Annotated in this window: 12 protein-coding genes; 4 read left to right on the forward strand and 8 right to left on the reverse strand. The window is 59.5% G+C overall.

Going from position 1 to position 18,956, the window contains the following annotated elements:
- Positions 1-160 precede the first annotated feature (160 nt).
- The 3 genes from A4R35_RS11845 to A4R35_RS11855 form a co-directional block, all read right to left on the reverse strand.
- Positions 161-1,009: an FG-GAP repeat domain-containing protein gene (locus A4R35_RS11845; RefSeq protein ID WP_112429601.1), complete on the reverse strand. Its 849-nt coding sequence runs from the start codon at positions 1,007-1,009 to the stop codon at positions 161-163.
- Between the two features lie 180 nt (positions 1,010-1,189).
- Positions 1,190-3,154, reverse strand: a complete 1,965-nt coding sequence (locus A4R35_RS11850; protein WP_112429603.1) for a serine/threonine-protein kinase — start codon at positions 3,152-3,154, stop codon at positions 1,190-1,192.
- 83 nt (positions 3,155-3,237) lie between these two features.
- Entirely contained in the window at positions 3,238-5,274 is a 2,037-nt protein-coding gene (locus tag A4R35_RS11855) for a DUF790 family protein (RefSeq protein WP_112429605.1), read from the reverse strand.
- 509 nt (positions 5,275-5,783) lie between these two features.
- On the opposite strand from A4R35_RS11855, the gene A4R35_RS11860 reads away from it, so the two are divergent.
- Positions 5,784-8,000 carry a serine/threonine protein kinase gene (locus A4R35_RS11860; protein ID WP_112429607.1) on the forward strand — a complete coding sequence of 739 codons (2,217 nt, stop codon included), beginning with the start codon at positions 5,784-5,786 and terminating at the stop codon, positions 7,998-8,000.
- A gap of 160 nt (positions 8,001-8,160) precedes the next feature.
- Here A4R35_RS11860 and A4R35_RS11865 read toward each other — a convergent pair whose 3' ends face one another.
- The 4 genes from A4R35_RS11865 to rnc form a co-directional block, all read right to left on the reverse strand.
- A complete protein-coding gene (locus A4R35_RS11865) occupies positions 8,161-9,576 on the reverse strand; it encodes a DEAD/DEAH box helicase (protein WP_112429609.1) in 1,416 nt (471 codons plus the stop codon).
- 115 nt (positions 9,577-9,691) lie between these two features.
- Positions 9,692-10,654: a methylmalonyl Co-A mutase-associated GTPase MeaB gene (meaB, locus tag A4R35_RS11870; RefSeq protein WP_223258307.1), complete on the reverse strand. Its 963-nt coding sequence runs from the start codon at positions 10,652-10,654 to the stop codon at positions 9,692-9,694.
- 7 nt (positions 10,655-10,661) lie between these two features.
- Entirely contained in the window at positions 10,662-11,084 is a 423-nt protein-coding gene (locus A4R35_RS11875) for a cobalamin B12-binding domain-containing protein (RefSeq protein WP_112429611.1), read from the reverse strand.
- 481 nt (positions 11,085-11,565) lie between these two features.
- Positions 11,566-12,288, reverse strand: coding sequence for a ribonuclease III (rnc, locus tag A4R35_RS11880; protein ID WP_112429613.1), 723 nt, complete (start codon positions 12,286-12,288; stop codon positions 11,566-11,568).
- Positions 12,289-12,561: 273 nt separating this feature from the next.
- Between rnc and A4R35_RS11885 the strand changes: the two genes are divergently transcribed.
- The 3 genes from A4R35_RS11885 (at position 12,562) to A4R35_RS11895 (ending at position 17,063) form a co-directional block, all read left to right on the forward strand.
- Positions 12,562-14,577, forward strand: coding sequence for a copper resistance protein CopC (locus A4R35_RS11885; RefSeq protein ID WP_112429615.1), 2,016 nt, complete (start codon positions 12,562-12,564; stop codon positions 14,575-14,577).
- A gap of 17 nt (positions 14,578-14,594) precedes the next feature.
- Complete coding sequence (locus A4R35_RS11890) at positions 14,595-15,755, forward strand: WD40/YVTN/BNR-like repeat-containing protein (protein WP_112429617.1); 1,161 nt, start codon at positions 14,595-14,597, stop codon at positions 15,753-15,755.
- Positions 15,756-15,851: 96 nt separating this feature from the next.
- Positions 15,852-17,063: a YncE family protein gene (locus tag A4R35_RS11895; RefSeq protein ID WP_146747196.1), complete on the forward strand. Its 1,212-nt coding sequence runs from the start codon at positions 15,852-15,854 to the stop codon at positions 17,061-17,063.
- 123 nt (positions 17,064-17,186) lie between these two features.
- Here A4R35_RS11895 and A4R35_RS11900 read toward each other — a convergent pair whose 3' ends face one another.
- Positions 17,187-18,956, reverse strand: a complete 1,770-nt coding sequence (locus A4R35_RS11900; RefSeq protein ID WP_112429621.1) for a hypothetical protein — start codon at positions 18,954-18,956, stop codon at positions 17,187-17,189.

Here is an 18,956-nt window from a genome sequence, read left to right on the forward strand (position 1 = left end):
CAGGCTTGCTCGCCTTGTGATAGGGGAAGCAAGTGGTAAGATAGCGCCGGCAGGCGGCCCCTTGCCTCCCTGGCCGGGGGAGAGGATGTTGGCCTTGACCAGCTCTCTCCCGGTGAGAGGCGCTGGACCCTGCCCCGGGGCCGAGAAAGCACTGCCCACCTCAGGAAGAGGTGAATCTGAGCGGCTCGCCAGGTCGAGCGGGGCGGAAGGAACCGTCCTCATTGATGAAGAAGAAGTGGCTCCCTTCGATGGTCACAACCATATCGGGCTTGCCATCGCCGTTGACATCCTGGAAGCTGAGAGTCACTGGTGCCAGGTCCTGCCCAGGCCCAACCAGTACTGGCCCTAGATAGATACGGGCTTTGGTGGCATCGCCGCCAGGAAATTCGATAATCTCGACGTGGCGGTTGAGATTCAAGGCAATAAAATGGCTCGGGTTTGTGGGGGAATCGTTATGCCCCACCACGGCATCGATCTGGAAGGTGCGTGGGCGCCCATAACGCCAGTCATCGAGAGTGGTCTGCCACCAGCCGGTCAGGGCGGTCAGGACGACCCAGCCGACAACCATCGCCAGCCAAAAGAGGCCCAGCCACAGCAGCCAGTGATAGCGCCTCCCGGCTTGCTGGGGTGACGGTGCTGACCGTAGCGGCTCCTCGGTGCGCCGCTCCCGCGCCCGCTCCCGCGCAGCGACTGCCGGGTTCGCTGCAGGCTGACGCTCGCTGGCCCGACGGCGCACTGGCGCGGCTGTTCTTGTTTCATTCTGACGTTGAGCAGCGCTACGCCGTGTACTGACAAGACTACTCTCCGGTAGGGCATCGGCACGAACCCGCCCGACCTCAGTCTTCACATCGGCTAACACCTGATAGCGTCGCACGACGCTGGTGGGACGCGCTTCCTTCCAGGAAGCTTCATCTTCCTCGTGAACTGTGCTCACTCGTTCGACATCGCTGGGCGGGAGCTGACGCAGAGGGAGGGACTCTGCAGCTCGCCGAAGATGGTTCGGGTTCAAACTGTCACCTGCTTCCTTTCTTGCGCTCAGGCTTTGGGGACGATCTAGAAAATTTGTTCTAGTTTTGAGGGACAGTATATCCTATAGGGCCGTCTCCGTCAAGCCAGGCTTGTCAATGTTGAGAGCCTGATCTCCTGGCACTCAGCAGAGACTGGGCTACCCCCACCAGCCCAGTCAGTCTTAGTGGCTGTGCGGGGTCAGGCGCAGGTAGAGATAGGCATCGAGCAAGCCGCGTAGGGAGCCGATCAGGGCCAGCAGACCTGCCCAGAGGAGCAGGGCTATCCAGGGAGGATTAAACTGGGCAAAGAACCAGCTCTGTCTCGCGACGAGTAATCCCCAGGCGGAGGCGAACAGGAAGGCAGCGAGAAACATGAAGAGGCCTGCACAGGCGCTGGTGCGTATGAAGGAGGCCGTGGAGAGCCTGCGCGTCTCGATAGAGACTACTGCGCCTGGCGTTGGAGCAGCTACAAGGGCAATCAGCAATAAACCAAGCATATTGAGCAAATGGGGGGCAAAGAGGTGCTGAGCCGAGGTGGCTAAGATCAGGATCAGGATGATAGTAAGAGGCAAGAGTCCGGTGAGAGCCGCCTCAGCTGCGGCGCGCCAATGGACTGGAGCAACCTCGACCTGATCATGGGCCACATCGACCTGCCCCAGCTGACGCACGGCATAGATGTTGCTACCTAAAAGCAGGATATAGGCCAGCAGCGGCAGCCAGGGAGCGGCGGCATCAGCCAGGCTGACCAGGAGCGTGGCGCCTGCCAGGGCAACCAGCGAGACCGCACAGCTGCGGTAGATGGCTCCTTTGACGTTGCGCAGAGAGGAGCGCGTAACGCCGCAGAATCCAAGGGCGGCGAGGGCCAGCAGATTGATACCCGTGGCCAGCAAGACGCCAAGATCAGCCAGCAGCACGCCCTTGCCGCTGCTGAGGGCGTAGAGCAGAGCCAGAATCGGGAATTGGGCCACCAGGGCGATGAGGATCAGACTATAGTAAAAGAGACGCCGCCCCTCGTGGAAGATCGGGGCTGGCTCAGTCTCTTCATCCGGCAAAACAGGCGGCGTGAGCTGCTCCTGCGCCTGGTGTTGCGAAGGCCATTCCCAGGGTCGCGGCCCTTGCTGCCAGGGAGCGCGCCCCGCTGGGGAGGCGCCTCCCTCCCAGCCTTTTTGCCTCGCCCCTACGGCCTCGCTCACGGCCTCTCTCACCGGCTCGGCAACGGTCAGATCGCTGTTGTCAGCATTGCCGCTGATACGCAATACGCCTGAAGCTGGGGCGGGGAAGGCCCCGAGTACAGCGCTGCGCAGGGCGGCAGCCAGCTCTAACGCACTCTGATAGCGATCTTCGGGACGCTTGGCCAGGGCTTTGAGAACGACCTCTTCAACCGCTGGTGGCAGGTCGGAACGCTTCTGGCTCGGCAAAGGCACAGGCTCACTCAGATGCTTGTTCATGACGATAAAGGGTGTGGTACCGGTGAAGGGCACTTCACCAGTCAAGAGTTCGTAGAGCACGACCCCCATCGAATAGATGTCAGAGCGATGATCAACTTCGCTGGTGCTGACCTGCTCGGGAGAGGCGTATTCAACGGTCCCCAGGAAGTCACCAATGGCAGTCAAGGCCGGTAAGGTCTCCAGGCGCACAATGCCAAAGTCGCTCAAAAGCAAGCGCCCGTCCAGATGGAAGAGCAGGTTCGCTGGTTTGACATCGCGGTGGACGATGCCAAAGTTGTGAGCATAGTTAAGGGCATCAGCCAGTTGGCTCATGTAGCTGACGATGATGCGCAGATCGAAGTGCCGCCCCTCGCGTTTCATTTCATCGATGCGGTCGCGCAGCGTTCCCCCACGCATGTAGGGCATAACCAGATAGGCCAGTCGTTCGTTACCAACGAGCGCTTCATCATATTCATAGATAGGAAGAATATTTTTATGCTCCAGACGAGCAACAGTGTCGGCTTCACGCCGAAAGCGCTCTAAGAAATTCCGTTGCTCTTCAGGGTCGTAGCTGAGGGACGGAATCAGCACCTTGACGGCGACTGTGCGTACAGGCCGCGATTGCTGTGCCAGAAAAACAGCTCCCATACCGCCACGTCCAATGATCCGCTCTAGTGTACATGTGCCAAGCGTCACGCCTAGAAGCTCATTGACGTCCATTCTCTATCCTTAAGAAGCAATTCCCTTGTTATTCTGACTACCCAGCAAGCAGAGAACAGAGATGGTGGCATGTTATGCCCTGCTCAGGCCCAGAGATCAGGCTGCGCCAGATCCTGAGAGGCGCGCGAGCGACGCTCTTTTTCGCTCGCGCTTCCCGCGCCAGAACGCGGTTTGCGCTCACGCGCAGGCCGCCCTGCCGGCGGGATGACGACCGACAGTGGCTCGCTGCTGGCGCTGGTGGCCTCAGTTGTGGTTGTGCTCTCCACGCCTCTATAGGTGATCTGTGTCTCAAAGATGGAGCTGTGCTCGATGCTTACGCCTTCAAGCTGCTCAAGCAGGGACTCCAGGGCCGCATCATCACAGTTCGCCAGGCATGGCCATCGCAGACGCAGCTCAGCCGCTACAGCGCTCCAGGCCGTTGTGCCACGTTCTTCTACCCACTTTACGAATGAGGCGGCAAAGCGTTCAAACCACTCACACGTATAGAGACCAACGCCAGGAAGAAAGCGAATACACTGATCACTGATGGTCGCTGCGGCCTGTTCCAGCTCAGTCCGCCGATAGCAGCGCAGCAAGGTATAGCAGTCACGCTCAGCAATGAAGTTCTCCCGACGAATCTGCTGCCGTATCGCCTCGCGATCGAGGAGGGCCAGGCGCCTGGCGAAGTCATCGTAACGGCTGCGGAGCAGGTGTAGGAGATCGCTGAGGGCCACCTGGCCATCGTAGCTCACGATGGGAAAGGCTCCTTCCAGGGAGGCGAAGGCTGCCCGCGCCTCGCGAGGTACGAGAAGAATAATATCGCTACGTCCTTGCAACTGCTGCAATTTCTGTATTTTACGTTCTCTATAAGCAGATGTCCAGAAACCAAGGATTTCGACATAAAGACGCTGCTGTCCTCGTGAAAGAGCAAAATCAGGAATAAAGATCCCTTCTCGCAGCAGCAGTGGCTCAGGCTCACGCTCCAGGGACCAGCCCTCCAGCCCTTGACCTGGGCCGCGTTCGAGCGCCTGGAAGGCAGCGGCGAAGGTACTTTCCAGCTCGCTGTCAAAGAGAGCTTCGCCTGCCTCAGCTGGCCGTCCCGCCTGGTCCTCCTCTGGCAAGGTCAGCAGGGAAAGCAGATCGGGGTCCAGGGGCAGATGATAGGCTCGTTCGCCCAGATAAACCAGGGCCTCGGCAGCCACAATGGCTTTGCGCAGTCGTTCAGCGCTGCGCCGGCGCCGACGGGCACTTGTGCCCGTCGCGGGCCAGGGCGCGTACTCCAGGAGCAAGCGGCAGAGACGGGCCAGCCGCTGCCCATACTGCTGAGGAAGGCCCGTCATCTCCTGGGGACCATAGCAGGTCAGGCGCAGACGGGTGGGCTGATCTCTCTCGGAGAGCGGCAAAGGATCACCCTCCAGCTCAGCGGCGTAATCTAGATCATAATAGATGCCCAGGCGGCGCGCCAGGTAGCAGAAGCGTTTGATCACTGCACCCAGACCGACCGGCTCGACAGCGCGTAACACCTGAGAGTCAAGGAGAAAGGTCACCCGAGCCGCGCTGCTCAAGGCTGCCTCAAAGATAGCCTGGTTGTAATAGGCGACGATCAGCGCCGGCTGGGGAACACTTTCGCTCACTCGCACCAGGCAGGCTTCGTCCTCATTGTCGAGGATGAGCAGCCGCTCTAGCTCGGCGAGCGAGAGAGAGAAACGGGCCGCAAAGGCTGTGAGGGCCGCCGTGCGTTCGCTGCCGGCTAGAAAACCATCGTAGCTGCTGTTGACATAGTCGAAGAGCGCAAGACGGAGCTGAACGGAGGAGGAAATGCCCATTTGTTGGAGGGCCATCAGCGCTTGCTCACCAGCGGCGAGGTGCTTGAGCTCGTCGGTCCAGGCCGGCTGCTGCCAGGTGTACCAGGTTCCAAGAACGGCAATCAGACCATCGGCAAGACGATAGTCACCAATACAGGCACGCGCTTCATCTAGAGAAAAGGCCCGTCGCGGTTGCCCGAGCAGCCCTTCATAGTAGGCGAGGAGCTGCGCGATCTCGGCACTTAGCTCTCCTGGCTGCAGCCAGCGCAGCGTTAGATAGCGCTCGCCACCGCGACGGTAGACCTGCTTTTTGACATCTTGTAGACTGAGACGCACACACGATCTCCCTGACTTCTCGCCCCCGTCGTTCTCTAACGGACAGAGGCATTATATCGCAAACAAGCGGCACTGCCTAGCAGTGACCTCTCGGCCATGAGCAGGCCAGCAGACGGGCCAGCGGTGGGACCTTTCTCCCATCCCATGAGGGTATGACGTACATAGGGGGTTCTCCGGCGTAAAGGCAACAAAAATATTATTATGATCTATAAAATCATTCCTCTCCAAAAGAATTTTGTCGTGAAGGTTGTAAAGAAGCTGACCCAGAGACATTGGTATGATCTCATTGCATGGTTGTCCCGTATCTGGTATAGTACTCACGGGAAGGCAATGGATGGGCATTGGGCTGGTTAACGGCCACTCTCGCCCTCGGGCGCGCCGCTTGAGCAGGGAGGCAGTGCAGCGCAGCGCTATCCTCACAAAAATGGGCGCTTGCGACCGTGTTCTATTTCAGGGAGAGAGCATACACACTGTAGGACAACCACCATCCTGAACAGAGGGGGGTTGCTATGAGCACCATCCCGCGCCGCATTGGCAGATATGGATTACAGCAGCAACTGGGCAGTGGCAGCCTGGGCGAGGTCTGGATGGCCTACGACCTTGAGCGCAACCAGGTGGTAGCGCTCAAGCTGTTCCACAGCGATTTGCAGGCCGACCCCAACTTCCTGGCACGCTTCCACCAAGCTGGCCAGATGCTGAGCGCCCTGCATCACCCCAATATTGTGTCGTTGCTCGGCTTTGAGGTGCTCCGCGTACCGGAGACCAACAGCACGATGGCCTGTATGGCGATGGAGTACGTGGAGGGGGAGACGCTGGCCCATTATATTCAGCACACGCTGCGCAAGGGTCTCTTTCCTCCTATTTCCGCCCTCGTCTACCTTTTTAAGGCTCTTGGAGCTGCCCTGGACTATGCTCATCAGCAGGGCATTATTCATGGCGGTTTGAAGCCTTCCAATATCCTGCTGGACCAGCGCCATGCCTTGCACAGCAAGATTGGCGAGCCGCGCATTGCTGATTTTGGCCTGGCCACGCTTTTCAAAGGGACGAGCAGCTTGCAGAGCGCCCTCTATATCTCACCTGAGCAAGCTCGTGGCCAGCCCCCTACTGAGCGGAGCGATATTTACTCGCTCGGCGTCATCCTGTATGAGCTGTGCACCGGAGTCCAGCCTTTCCGCAGTGAGAGCGCCGTCGCGCTGATGATGCAGCATATTAACGTGCTGCCGACCCCTCCGATCCTGATTAATTCGAGCATCCCGCCAGGCCTTTCAGAGGTGATTCTCCGCGCCATCGCCAAGGACCCGGCGACGCGCTTCCGCAGCGCTTCAGCCCTGGCCGATGCGGTAGCAGAAGCCTGCGCGGCGCTACCTACGGGCCAGCTTTCGCTGGGTGACGAGTTTCTCCGCGATGGCCACGGTTCCGCAGAGGAGCCCAGCGCTCTCTCTGGCCCGCTGCCCGCTGCCACCGCCCAGACGACACGACGCATCCCGGTGGTTACCCCGGAGAGCGGAGCGGCGCCAAGTACACCTTTGCCGGCTCCCATGCCCGCTCGTGTTCCCCAGCCTCTCCCGCCCGCTCCTCCTGCGCCTGCTCTGCCTCCAGCGACTACAGCAGTACTGCCTGCCGTCCCAGCCCGAGGACGTGGGAAGGAGTTTCCTCTCAGCTACGCCATCATCAGCGGGGTTGTTCTCTGTATCATTATTTTGGGTGCCAGTTTCGCCAGTCTCTGGCCCCACCAAAGTCAGCCGAGTAGTCAACCAGCGACGCCCGGCATTCCCGGCTACGTCTTTTTCCAGGATGACGCTCTGGGTCACGCCGATGTGCTCCGTATCGAGATCTCCGGCTTGCCCGCTCCGGCAGCGAACCAGGCCTATTATGCCTGGATGCAGGCCAGCGGTTCTCGCATTATCCCCCTCGGGAAGTTACTGATCTCCAACGGCAAGGCAAGCCTCGTCTATCCAGGCGATGTCCAGCATACCAATCTGCTCTCAGTAGCTACCGGTTTCTTTGTGACCCTGGAAGATGGCCAGCAGCAGCCGCAAGCTCCTGCAGGACCCAAGGTCTATGCTGGTAATCTGAACGGGGCCGCTCTTCCCTACCTGCAGCATCTGCTCTACCTCGCCCCGGGCCTGCCCGAGAAGGTCGGCATCGCTGTAGAGATGTTCGAGACAATTAAGTCCATCAATGATAAGGCCAGCAGTATCGTTGATGATCTGCAAGGCCCCCACGACTACGGTCTGGCCTGGCGCCAGGCGAACCGCATTATTACCATGATCGACAGTACCAGCTACGCTCACAGCAGCGGCGACCTTCCCGCTAATCAGCCTGCGCTCCTACAGATCCCGATCGGCCTCATTTCTTCGCCATCTACCCCAGGGTATCTGGACATGATGGCCAGCGAGATCAGCCACTTGCAAGAGGTCGCTGGTCAGAATAGCACAATGCTGCAGCATATCCAGCATATCAATAATGCCTTGAGCGATCTACGACAGTGGGTGGCCAACATGCGTACCTACAGCGCTAAACTGGCTCAGACTCCTTTGGACCAGATGGGAAGTCAGAACGCACTCGATCTGGCACTGCAGTTGAAGAAGGCTGCAGCAGACTCCTATACCGGACGCGTGATTCCACCCAACGACCAGCCCACGATGGACCAGGGTTCGGCAGGGATGTATCAAGCCTACGTCGAGTGTCAGTATCTGGCCGCGGTACCCCTGCAAAAAGTCTGAGCAGTAATGAGCAGAAGCGAGAACAGCAGGTCGCTTCGTCTGGGTTCGAGGCAGGCCGTTCTCTGCAGGCAGGAAGCCCCTTCCCCTCACGTCCACCTTAGCCTAGGCTTAGTGAGTAAGGAAGAGAGGCCGAGAGGCATAAAAGCCTGATTTGTGGCACTCAAGATGACTGGCGCCGCCGACGAGCGATCTCCTCTTCGGTCGTGCCGCTGCTGACCAGCTCGTAGAGGGTGGCTTCTCCCTCTTTGGGTCGCAGAACCCGCCCCAGACGCTGAATATATTCACGTCTGGTGCTGTTCCCGCTGACAATGATAGCCACGCGACAGTCGGGAAGGTCAACTCCCTCGTTCAGGACACGCCCAGTGACGAGCTTGCTGTATTGCCCTCGGCGGAAGCGCTCTAGAATAAGCTGACGCTCCTCGGCAGCCGTCTTGTAGGTGACGCTTGGCAGACAGAAGCGCCGGCTGATCTCTTCAACAACCTGGTTATATTCGGAGAAGAGGATCACCTGGTCACAGGCGTGGCGTTTGAGCAATTGCTCGATCTGCTCATATTTGGCAGCTGCGTTGAGAGCAATGCGACGCGCTTCTCTCCAGGCACGCATGGCTGCTCGGGCTTCTTTGTCACGCGCACTGAGAAAGATCAGCTTCTGCTGGAAATCTTCTGGCGAGCGAATAGCGATCCGGCGACGACGGAGGAAGGAACGATAGATGGCCCGCTGCTCGGCATAGTGCTGCTGGTCTTCGGGAGGAAGCGTGACCTCAATACGGATTTCCCGATACTGGGCCAGATAGCGACCTTCGGTTAGCTCCTCTGGGCCGCGCCGGTAGACCTCGGGACCAATGAGTTCTTCCAGATCCAGGTGAGCCATATCGCTGCGCTCAGGAGTGGCACTGAGGCCAAGGCGGCGGGGTGTAAAAGCACTGAGCGCAATCTGACGATAGGTCGGAGCCGGGAGGTGGTGACATTCGTCAAAGATGAGCAAGCCAAAGCGTCGCAGCTCTAGGGGATAGAGGGCTGCAGAATCGTAGGTGATGACGGTGATCGGCTGCAGGTTCTTGTCGCCACCCCCAAAGAGGCCGATCTGCTCTGGCGCCAGTTGCAGCATGGAGGCCAGGGCCAGTCGCCATTGCTGCAGCAGGTCAATAGTGGGGACCACCACCACTGTCCAGAGCTGCAGGGAGTGGATAGCCAGGGCCGCCACCACTGTTTTGCCCGCACCAGTCGGCAGGACGATGACTCCCGCTCCTTCCGCAGCCAGCCAGCGCTCCAGAGCCTCCTGCTGGTACGGACGCGCTTCCACAGCGGGCACCGGAACGAAGGGCAGAGCCGGGCGCTCGTCAAAGGCAACCTGAAAAGGGGTTCCCTGCTGACTCAAGGCCTGTTTGACAGCGGCGAGATGGATGGGCAACGTGCGCAAGAAGCCACGACGACGATCACGCCCAAGTTGGGCCGCTACCCGCTTCGGCAGGTGCGGCCCAAAGAGGCGCTGCAGCAGCTCCTCCGTCGGCAAAGCGCCCCACTCAGCAGGCGGCAACAACACAAGATCACGTCCGCGTAGATCGATCACAATCATGCCTGCTCTCCTCACTCTCCCGGCTGCAGCTTTGTCCAACCTGACCTGACGCCTTACCTCTCCCGGCTGCAGCTGCTCGATCGCCTGACCGGAGCGGAGCGGGATGGGATGGCGCTCAGCGAGGCAGGCCAAGGCGCTCCTCCAGCTCACGTGCGACGCTATAGGGATCACGCGCTCGCTCGCTGATCTCGCTCAGCAGGCGCTGCCACTCGCCGGGGCTGACCTCCTCTTCAAGGTGCTGAAGCACCTTCTGTACGATCAGCGCTTCGATTTCACTACGGATCTGACGCTGAGCACGCTGCCGGAGCAGGCCGCTGTCTTCCAGAAAGCGACGATGACGCTCCAGAGCTTCCACAAGCTGATCAATCCCCTCGCCTTTGAGGGCGCTGGTCAGGACGATCGGAATGCGCCAGGCCGCAGTACGCCGGTCGGGGGCCAGACTCAAGAGCATGGCCAGCTCGGCAGCAGTCTGGTTAGCGCCCGGCTTATCTTTCTTGCTGACAACAAAGAGGTCCGCGATCTCCAGAATACCGGCCTTGAGGGCCTGAACCTCATCGCCGAGGCCGGGAGCACAAACCACCATTACGCTATGCGCGGCACGCATGATTTCGACCTCGGCCTGCCCGGTGCCGACGGTCTCAATGAGAATCGGGTCGTAACCGGCAGCATCCATAGCACGCACGACATCGCGCGTAGCGGCGGAGAGGCCACCCAGGCTTCCGCGGCTGGCCATGCTCCGAATGAAGACGCCCGGGTCACCAGCCAGCTCCATCATGCGAATGCGGTCGCCAAGCAACGCCCCGCCTGAGAAAGGACTGGTGGGATCAACGGCGATCACCGCTACACGTCGCTCGCGCTGGCGAAATTCGCGCGTGAGCCGGGTCACCAGGGTGCTCTTGCCTACGCCTGGAGATCCCGTGATGCCTATGATGTGAGCGCGCCCAGCGTGTCGATGCAACTCAGCCAGGCAATCGCGGATACCAGGTACCCCATTTTCGATAAGGGTCACCATACGAGCCAGCGCGCGCCGGTCGCCGCTCAGAAGACGCTCGATCAGATTCTGATTCTGGTTTTGCAAGCCGCACCTACACCTCTACCTGGAGACGCTCAGGGTGAATATTCTCACGCACGAACTGAATGATCTGCTCAACGGGGGTTCCCGGGCCAAAGCACCCTTTGATGCCCATCGCTTTGATAGCGGGAATATCCTCATCGGGCAAGATACCCCCAGCGGCTACGAGGACATCGGTGACGCCGTTCTGCTTCAGCAACTCCATAATGCGAGGGAAGAGAGCCATGTGCGCGCCGGAGAGGATGCTCAGGAGAATGGCATCAACATCTTCCTGAATGGCGGCTTCCACAATCATCTCTGGTGTTTGACGAATGCCCGTATAGATAACCTCCATGCCTGCATCACGCAGGGCACGGGCGATGACTTTCGCGCCACGGTCATGCCCATCCAGTCCTGGTTTGGCAACCAACACGCGAATGGGACGAGTTGCAGCCATAAGGTGACTCCTTTGTCCAACCTCGCTGAAACCTGCGCCTGACATGGCCAGGCTGAACGTCAGGCCAGCTCCTTAGCCAGCCGGTTTCTGTATGCGTCGCGGTCGCGCCAGCCTGCCGCCCTGCTCGGCCCTGCTCGGCGCAAGGCAGTCTCCTCCTCCGACTCTCATTGACGCTGCTGGGCCGCTAAGCAAAGACCAGAGGCAGCAGGCCAGGTTGCTTGCGCTCAGTTTGCCGCAGCGTAGCCCGAGGAAGAAGCCCCCGCACTGCCGCAGAGGCCGCCCAGGACCAGGCTCCAGGTACGCTACTCACGCATCTCCAATTGAGCACTACCATTCTACATCGGCCAATCAGTCCCTGCAAGCCGCCGCTTCGCTTCCACCCACCAGACTGAGAGAAAGCAAGAGGCAGACAGTCAGGCAGCCGGCCAACCATGCGAGCCAGGGATAAGCACGAGTTACAAGGGCAAGAGAAAGGCTCGCTTCAGGATGGGGTCTCGGGAAACCCCTCCGGCTGGAGCGAGCGGAGAGCGTCAAGGGCCGCCAGGCGCCCTGCTTCCTTGATGCTGGAAGCCGTGCCAACGCCAAGCAGCAGGTCATGTTCGAAGACACCAACAGTGAAGGTACGGTCATTGCGGCTGCCACCTTCCTCCAGGACACGATAGCGGGGAAGGCAACCGGAGCGACGGAGGAGGATGTTTTGCAGGCGTCCTTTGGGATTGCTGTTGAAGAGTTGCCTGTGCACCTCGTTGACGACCGGAAAAATCCACCGTGCCACGAACTCACGAGCGACTTCTGGCCCCTGATCAATGTGAATGGCGCCGACCAGAGCCTCTAGAACATCGGTGCACAGAGAATCACGCGAGCGTTCATTGAAGGTGCGCAAACTGGCGGTATCAACACGTACGAAATCAAAGAGACCGAGCTGGCGCCCGATGCGCGAGAGCACCCGCCGGCTGACTACCTCCGACTTGAGCGAGGTCATTTCTCCTTCGGAGGCCTCCGGGAAGTTGCGATAAATATACTCCACGACGTGAGCGCTGATGATCGCATCACCGAGAAATTCTAGCGTGTCGTACGAGTCACGGATGGCCGTCTCAGGACAGCAGGAATGATGCGTCAGCGCGCGCTCCAGCAATCGTCGATCGTGAAAGGTAATCTGTAATCGGGCTTCCAGTTCTGCAAGATCGCTGGTGCTCTCCGTCATACAGTATTATTATAGCCTACCTGAGCCGCAAGCGTCGAGTCTCTCTCATCAGCTCTGGGTCGCCGGGGCGCATCTGACGCCGCAGCGACGCCCCCCGTCTCTTGACACCCTGTGGTAATCATCGGACAATGGGAACTGACCAGGGGTAGTGAAGAATCTGTTTTCTGCTTCTGACCACGATCTTTCCCGCCATGTCTGCGTATCCATAGAGTAGATAAGTAAGGAGAGGCCAAGCAAGGCCATGATCAGGCCTATGCAGCTGAGGACAGGACAATGCTGATGCACAAGGATTTACGTCGCTCGGCCTGCTGGCAGCTGACGATCGGAGCGGCACTCGTGGCTCTGGCCCTGTTCCTGCTCTTTCCCGGAACGGCAGAAGCCCATGCGGTGCTCTTACGCTCCGATCCCTCCCAGGATGCCCTCCTGCGGACCGCCCCGACAGAGGTTCGCCTCTGGTTCAGCGAGGATCTGAATCCGGCGCTGAGCAGTGCTGTCGTGGTCAATAGCCACAATCAGCGTGTCGATACAGGGAATGCTCACGTCTCGTCCCGTGACCCCACTGAGCTTGATCTCGGCTTAAAAGCGAACCTGCCTCCCGACGTGTATGTGGTCGTCTGGCGCAGTGTCTCCAACGTCGATGGGCACGTCCTTCGTGGCTCCTTCCTGTTCACGATTGCCGAACCTAACGGCACGGTACCCCACCTGAATGCCAGCGCGCCCCCGCCCGGCCAGGACCTGCTCGGCGGTGGCAATACGAGCAGCCTCTACACAGGGCAAATCGATGCCGTTGGCCTTTTCAACCTGGTGGCCGTGACCCTGAGCGAGCTGGGGGCCATTTTCTGGGTGGGAGCCCAACTGTGGCGCTTTTTCGTCCTGGAGGCTGTCCCTACCGGCGAGGGCAGCGATCACTCCGAGACGGAGGCCATTGTGCAGGCCATGCCTTCGCGCTTCATTCACCGCTTTGCTGTCCCCACCTTGCTGGCGCTGCTGGTGGCTAATCTGGGCGTGCTTGTCGGCCAGGCCCTCTTTCTGAGCAATGGCCAATGGAGCGGCGCCCTGGCTCCCTCTCTCTTGCTGAGTATGGTCACAAGTAGCCGCTTTGGAACCTTCTGGCTGGGACGCGAAGCGATAATCTTGCTGGCTCTGGCAGTGGCATTCTACCAGCTCCTGGCCCGCCGGCACCCTGCTCCTTTCGAGCGGGCCTGCGCCTGGCTGAATCTGCTTCTTGGCCTGGCCCTCTTCGGCACCATGACACTTTCCAGCCATGCCGCCGCGGTGAGTAGCAATCTCTTTCTCTTTTCAGTCCTGATTGACTGGCTACACTTACTCGGCTCGGCTTTCTGGATTGGTGGCATGTTCTATATCGTTACATGCTATCTGCCTCTGCTAGAGCAGCACGCTCCTCCACTGCGCGCGCAATCCTTAACAACAGTCCTGCCCTACTATTCTCCCTGGGCGATCGCCGGCGTGCTTTTGCTGACCATTACTGGCCCTTTCAGCGCTTCGTTCCATCTGACCAGCCCCGCGGAGCTGATTACGACGGCCTATGGGCGCGCGCTGCTGATCAAAATTGTGCTGGTGGCCGCTCTGCTCGCGACCAGCGCTTTCCATGTACTGCTGCTGCGCCCGCGTTTGAAAAAGGAGTATGGCAAATATGCCTACTGCCTTGAACACCTGGAACAAAGCCAGACAAACCCAACAGCGCAACAGACAGAAAAGGCCTCAGAGGAGCCTGAAACGGGAATCCAGCAGAGACGCTGGGCACGTCAGCTGAAGCTGCGAGAGAAGCGCCTGACCAGGCTGACTACCCGTCTGACGACCGTGCTGCGCTGGGAGCCGCTGCTCGGCGTGGGAGTACTGATCTGCGTCGGCCTGATGAATATCTTCGCCGGGACTTTGGCTCCCACTACAGCCCAGAATCAGACAGCTCCCACCGCTAGCTCGACCGCTACTCCGAAACCATTGACGACCAGCGCCACTACCAGCGACGGTCTCTTTACGGTAACGCTGACAGTCTCACCGAACCGTTTCGGCACCAATACCTTTACCGTCAAAGTCAGCGATCGCCAAACGCAGCGCCCAGTGACCCAGGTCGGCGTGACGCTGTACCTGAATATGCTCGATATGGATATGGGCACGGAGGTACTAAACCTGCAGCCAGCCGCCGACGGAAGCTTCAGTGCCCAGGGCGACCTGACCATGAGTGGCAATTGGTCGGCTCGCGTGCAAATAAGAACTCTAGACAATAAGCTTCATGAGATGCAAGTCAAGTTTTTCACTCCTTTCTAGCGAGGAAACAGAATAGCATGGCTGCTGTATTGGCTAGATGGCATCGAGGCCGCTGTGGGCGGCCCCTGAGGGGGAACATTGGACCAACGGCGCTGCTCATTGTACTCTTCGTGCTCCTGCCAGCGAGCATGCTGGCCTGCAGCCTGCCAGGCAGCGGCCAGGGTTCGGCGCTGTCGACCCCCACGGCAGTCACAGAGGGCAACGGTTTCGGAAGCGCCGCTAACCATGTGCATTCCTTGCTTGCCCTCCCTCCTCATGTCCTACTCCTGGCCACGCATTATGGCCTTTTCCGCTCGGAGGATGGAGGCCAGCATTGGCAGGAGGTCGCTGGCGGTCAAGGGCAACTCATGGAAGACCTTATGACCTACTCGCTCACAGTTAGCCCGCTTGATTCCCAGCGCCTCTACGTGCTGACCTACCCCAACGTGAGCAACGCCCGTGGCACACCGGGCCTCTATATGAGCAAGGACCAGGGAAGGACCTGGCAGCTGATGGCAAGCAGCGCCAGTTTGACGCGAACCACTATTTTCCTGGCCGTCGCTGGCAACGACAGCCCCAACGAGGTCTATATCTATCTCTCAGAGCGTCAGGAGTACGGTTTGCTTGTCAGCCACGACGGAGGAAGCCATTTCCGCGAGACCGGGAAGCTGCCTTTCTCTGTGATCAGCGGCCTGCTACCGCTACCGGGAGCACCAGGCCATCTGCTGGTCTATAGCAGCGCCGGAATGGCGCTGAGTAGTGATGGTGGCCTCCACTGGCAGCTGATTGCTGGCATTCATGGCGGCATCTTCGATGCTACCACAGCCGGCCCCAACCAGCCAATCTACGCCAGTGGTGATGCCGGCATGTATATCTCACGCGACGGTGGCCGCACCTTCACACCCAGCACGCCCGGCACGAGCGCACGCTCCTTTTTTCTCTTGACGTCCCTGGTCGCTGCACCCAGCAACCCACACATTCTATACGGCAAAACGGCTACCACCATCTACCGCAGCACTGACGGTGGCCAGAGCTGGGTCAGCCTGCCAATGATCAGTGGCAACTTGAGCGAGCTGGCGGTCGATCCTCTCAATCCTTTCCAGCTCTATCTGTCGCTCTCTTACCCAACAGAGGTCTATGTGCTCAGCGGTCAAGGGAACGGAGCGCACTGGCAGTCGCTGACCCCAGCCAGCACATGATGAGCCTGACAACCAATGAGCGAGCAATGGCTCAACTTCCACCGGCTATCGCTGCCATCTCAGGCCAAAACAAGCCAGCAAGCAAGGATAGGCATTATGCGGATGTCATTTGTCGGACGAGGATTGGCTTTTTTGACGTCTCTGTCGCTGTCACTGCTGATGGTCCTGAGCCTCGTTGCCCCTCCAGGCTTGGGTGCTCCGCAGCCGGCTCGAGCTGACGGGGGAGCACCCAACCTGGCCTATGTAGTAGGCGGAGGCAACGGCATCGGCGTGATCGACATTGTCAAGCAACAGGTCCAGCCCTCCATTCGCCTGGCAGGCGATCCCCACATGGCCTACCTCAGCCTGGACGGACGCTTCCTCTATGTGGCCCAGCCTACTCTCGGTACCGTTAGCATGGTTTCGGCTCGCACGGGACAGGTGCTTTGTTCAGCTCATGTACCCGGTGCTCCCTCCTTCGTGGCTTTTGATCCAGGGGCGAATCTACTCTATGCCGCCGGCCCCGAAGCCTCCCTCATCAGCGTGCTCGACCCCGCAAACTGTGCCCTGCAGAGAACGATACGCGCGGCGAGCAACGTCGCTGGCCTGGCTGTAGCCGTGGTCGGAAGCGGTATCTCGGGAGGAAAAGGCAACCAGCTCTGGGTCTCAGAGAGCCAGGCCCTGGCAGTCTATAATTCCTCTGGCCAGCGTCTGGCCACCGTCCCTGTTCCCCAGGGACCGCTCTCGATCACCATTCCTCTTGGCTCCATCGCCTACGTCAGCACGCGCCAGCATAGCATCATTGCGGTCAACCTGGGAACGCGCGAAATCTATCCAACGCTCTTTCGCGGTGGAGACTTCGGCGCCATGGATTACGATGCCATCACAGGCGATATCTACGTGCCAGACAAGGCGAGCCGGCAGCTCTACGTGTTGGCCCCTATCGTCCCAGGTAGCCCCCCGCCGGCGGAGCCAGACCACAGCTTCACCCTCAGCGCCGCCCCCCAGGCGGTGGCCATCACCAGCGATGGCGAGTTTGGCTTTGCCGCCCTGGCCAACGGCGATGTAGCCATGCTCGATGTGCCGGCGCGTCAGATCATCAAGGTTTTCCATGTAGGCGGCTCACCACATTTCATCATCACCGGCCTCTATCCCCCCGCCCTGGGGACCACTTCCGCGACAACAGCATCAAGCGACCGTTTCATCACCGTAGCTCTCTACACCCTGATTGGCCTGGTGATCATCGTACCTGTACTCTTCTTCTGGCTGCGTCAGCGCCTGGGACGGAGCCAGCCGCCAAAGGCAGAGTCCCAGCATGGCAAAGGTTGAGACAAGAGACGGCAAGCAGGGGCCGTCTCCCCTCCCGTCAGGAGAGGGGGGAGGGGAGACGGCCCGCTCGCTCGAGCAGGGACTCTCCTGCCTGACCTGTGGTTCGCTAGCGGTTCCTTGCCCCTAATCGCGAACCACGGCCTCCAGGATCTCCGGTCCGCGGCGCAGCAGAGCCGGCGCGGCGACAAAGCGCGTGAGAAGAAGGTAAAACGCGAGACCATAGGCCAGAGAGACAGGAACACTGACGATCCAGAGCCAGGTCATGTTGAACCAGACTGGCAGGATCATGGCCAGAATGACTGGCGTCAGCGAGATCAGCGAGATGGCCAGGATCAGTAGCTGGAACAAGCCTCGCGTACAACCAGCGCCGCTGTAGCTGGCGGAGCCAGCAAGAAGCATGCCCCGCCTCTGGATCACAGGCTGAGGGAAGAAGACAGAGGTAAGGTTTCCCCAACCCAGCACAATACCTATGCTCGCCAGCCCGGCAACCAGGAACGGCAGCACGAGGTGCCAGAGACCCAGAAAGAGACTTTCAAAGGCGAGCATGGCCAGCAAAAGCACCAGGCCAGGCACGAGCACCGCCAGGTTTTTGCCAAAGAAGAGGCGCTCGGGCTTGATCGGATAGAGGAGCAGGACCGTCAGCGGCTTGCGCTCCAGTCCCAGGGCGTTGATCGAGAGCATGGAGAGGTAGAGGAAGACAATGAAGGGGGGATAGAAGAGAAAGAACCAGCTATCTTCTGCTACGCGCCCGGCGTTCCTGCCAAGGAAGGGAGCCACCAAAGCCACACAGGCCACGACCAGGGGCATGATCAATTGTCCGAGCAGTTGAGGATCACGCCGGAAGTAGCGCAGATCCTTGGCGGCAATGGCAAGCGTCTGAGAAGAGAGGAAACGGGCGAACCAGGAGGTCCTGACTTGGCCCTGGGCAAGGACTGGAGTAGCAGCCACTTCGGCAGCAGATGCGGCAGACGGCATCGTGCCAGAGACAACGGGCACCGCTCGCTGCGATACACGTCCGGCCTGGCTCCGTCCCCCGACTTCCGGCTGCGTGACCACCCGCTCTAGCACCCGCAGCCAGAGGTAGAGCAAGATCAGTGTGAGGAGCAGCGCCAGCAGCAGCCAGCCCAGACTGGCCAACCAGTTGCCATTTAGCCCGGCCTCGATCGCCTGCGCAATCCAGCCGGGTGGGAGCCAGGCAAGATAGTGGGAATACTGACGCTGCATCAATCCTTTGGTGAAGTTCTCGAGAAAGATGCCGCGCAGCAAAAGCTGCTGCGCAATGTAAAAGAGAGCGAAGCCGAGGATAATCACTACGTAGCTCAGATCACGGAATCGCCGGTTCTGCAAGAGGCCCGAGAGAAGAGCCATCACCAGCTGGCTGCAGCTCACGACAAATCCTAAAAAGATGAGCGTGGCCACGATATTTAAAAGCAGCAATCCAGGAGAGAGAGTGAAGCCCAGGATAATTGTGATCAGCCATAGCATCAACCCAAAGCTCAACAAATCGATTAATTGAGCGATGAGGAGGCCAACCATCATTTCTCCCCGCGTTAGGGGAAATTGGAGCAGCTTGGAGATATCCAGGCCCTCATTTTGAGCATACTGGAAAACCGGCAAAAGAATCCAGAGCAATGTGATGCTGGTCAAGACTACATAGAGCAGCTCTACATTCCCCGGCGGAGCTATCATACGATAGGCCACAGTCAGAGCAAAGGCCGTGCTGCCGCAACAGGCAGCCAGGAAAAGGGCGCCAACAGCAAATGAAACGATATTTTGCCGACTACGCGTCAAGCCGCGCACAAAGAGACGCCAACGCAGCCAAAGCAGCCAGCGGAGCTTGTGAGGATCGAGCCTGAAGCTACTAAGGCCACCAGACGGGAAACTCGATGGCAT

Source organism: Thermogemmatispora tikiterensis, assembly GCF_003268475.1.
Lineage (GTDB): Bacteria > Chloroflexota > Ktedonobacteria > Ktedonobacterales > Ktedonobacteraceae > Thermogemmatispora > Thermogemmatispora tikiterensis.

Bases quoted from the DNA above. Each gene is read 5' to 3' on its own strand.
- A4R35_RS11895 (WP_146747196.1), top strand. From the start codon at position 15,852: ATGCGGATGTCATTTGTCGGACGAGGATTGGCTTTTTTGACGTCTCTG.
- A4R35_RS11885 (WP_112429615.1), top strand. From the start codon at position 12,562: ATGCTGATGCACAAGGATTTACGTCGCTCGGCCTGCTGGCAGCTGACG.
- A4R35_RS11860 (WP_112429607.1), top strand. From the start codon at position 5,784: ATGAGCACCATCCCGCGCCGCATTGGCAGATATGGATTACAGCAGCAA.
- rnc (WP_112429613.1), bottom strand. From the start codon at position 12,288: ATGACGGAGAGCACCAGCGATCTTGCAGAACTGGAAGCCCGATTACAG.
- A4R35_RS11850 (WP_112429603.1), bottom strand. From the start codon at position 3,154: ATGGACGTCAATGAGCTTCTAGGCGTGACGCTTGGCACATGTACACTA.
- A4R35_RS11875 (WP_112429611.1), bottom strand. From the start codon at position 11,084: ATGGCTGCAACTCGTCCCATTCGCGTGTTGGTTGCCAAACCAGGACTG.
- A4R35_RS11865 (WP_112429609.1), bottom strand. From the start codon at position 9,576: ATGATTGTGATCGATCTACGCGGACGTGATCTTGTGTTGTTGCCGCCT.
- A4R35_RS11900 (WP_112429621.1), bottom strand. From the start codon at position 18,956: ATGCCATCGAGTTTCCCGTCTGGTGGCCTTAGTAGCTTCAGGCTCGAT.
- A4R35_RS11890 (WP_112429617.1), top strand. From the start codon at position 14,595: ATGGCTGCTGTATTGGCTAGATGGCATCGAGGCCGCTGTGGGCGGCCC.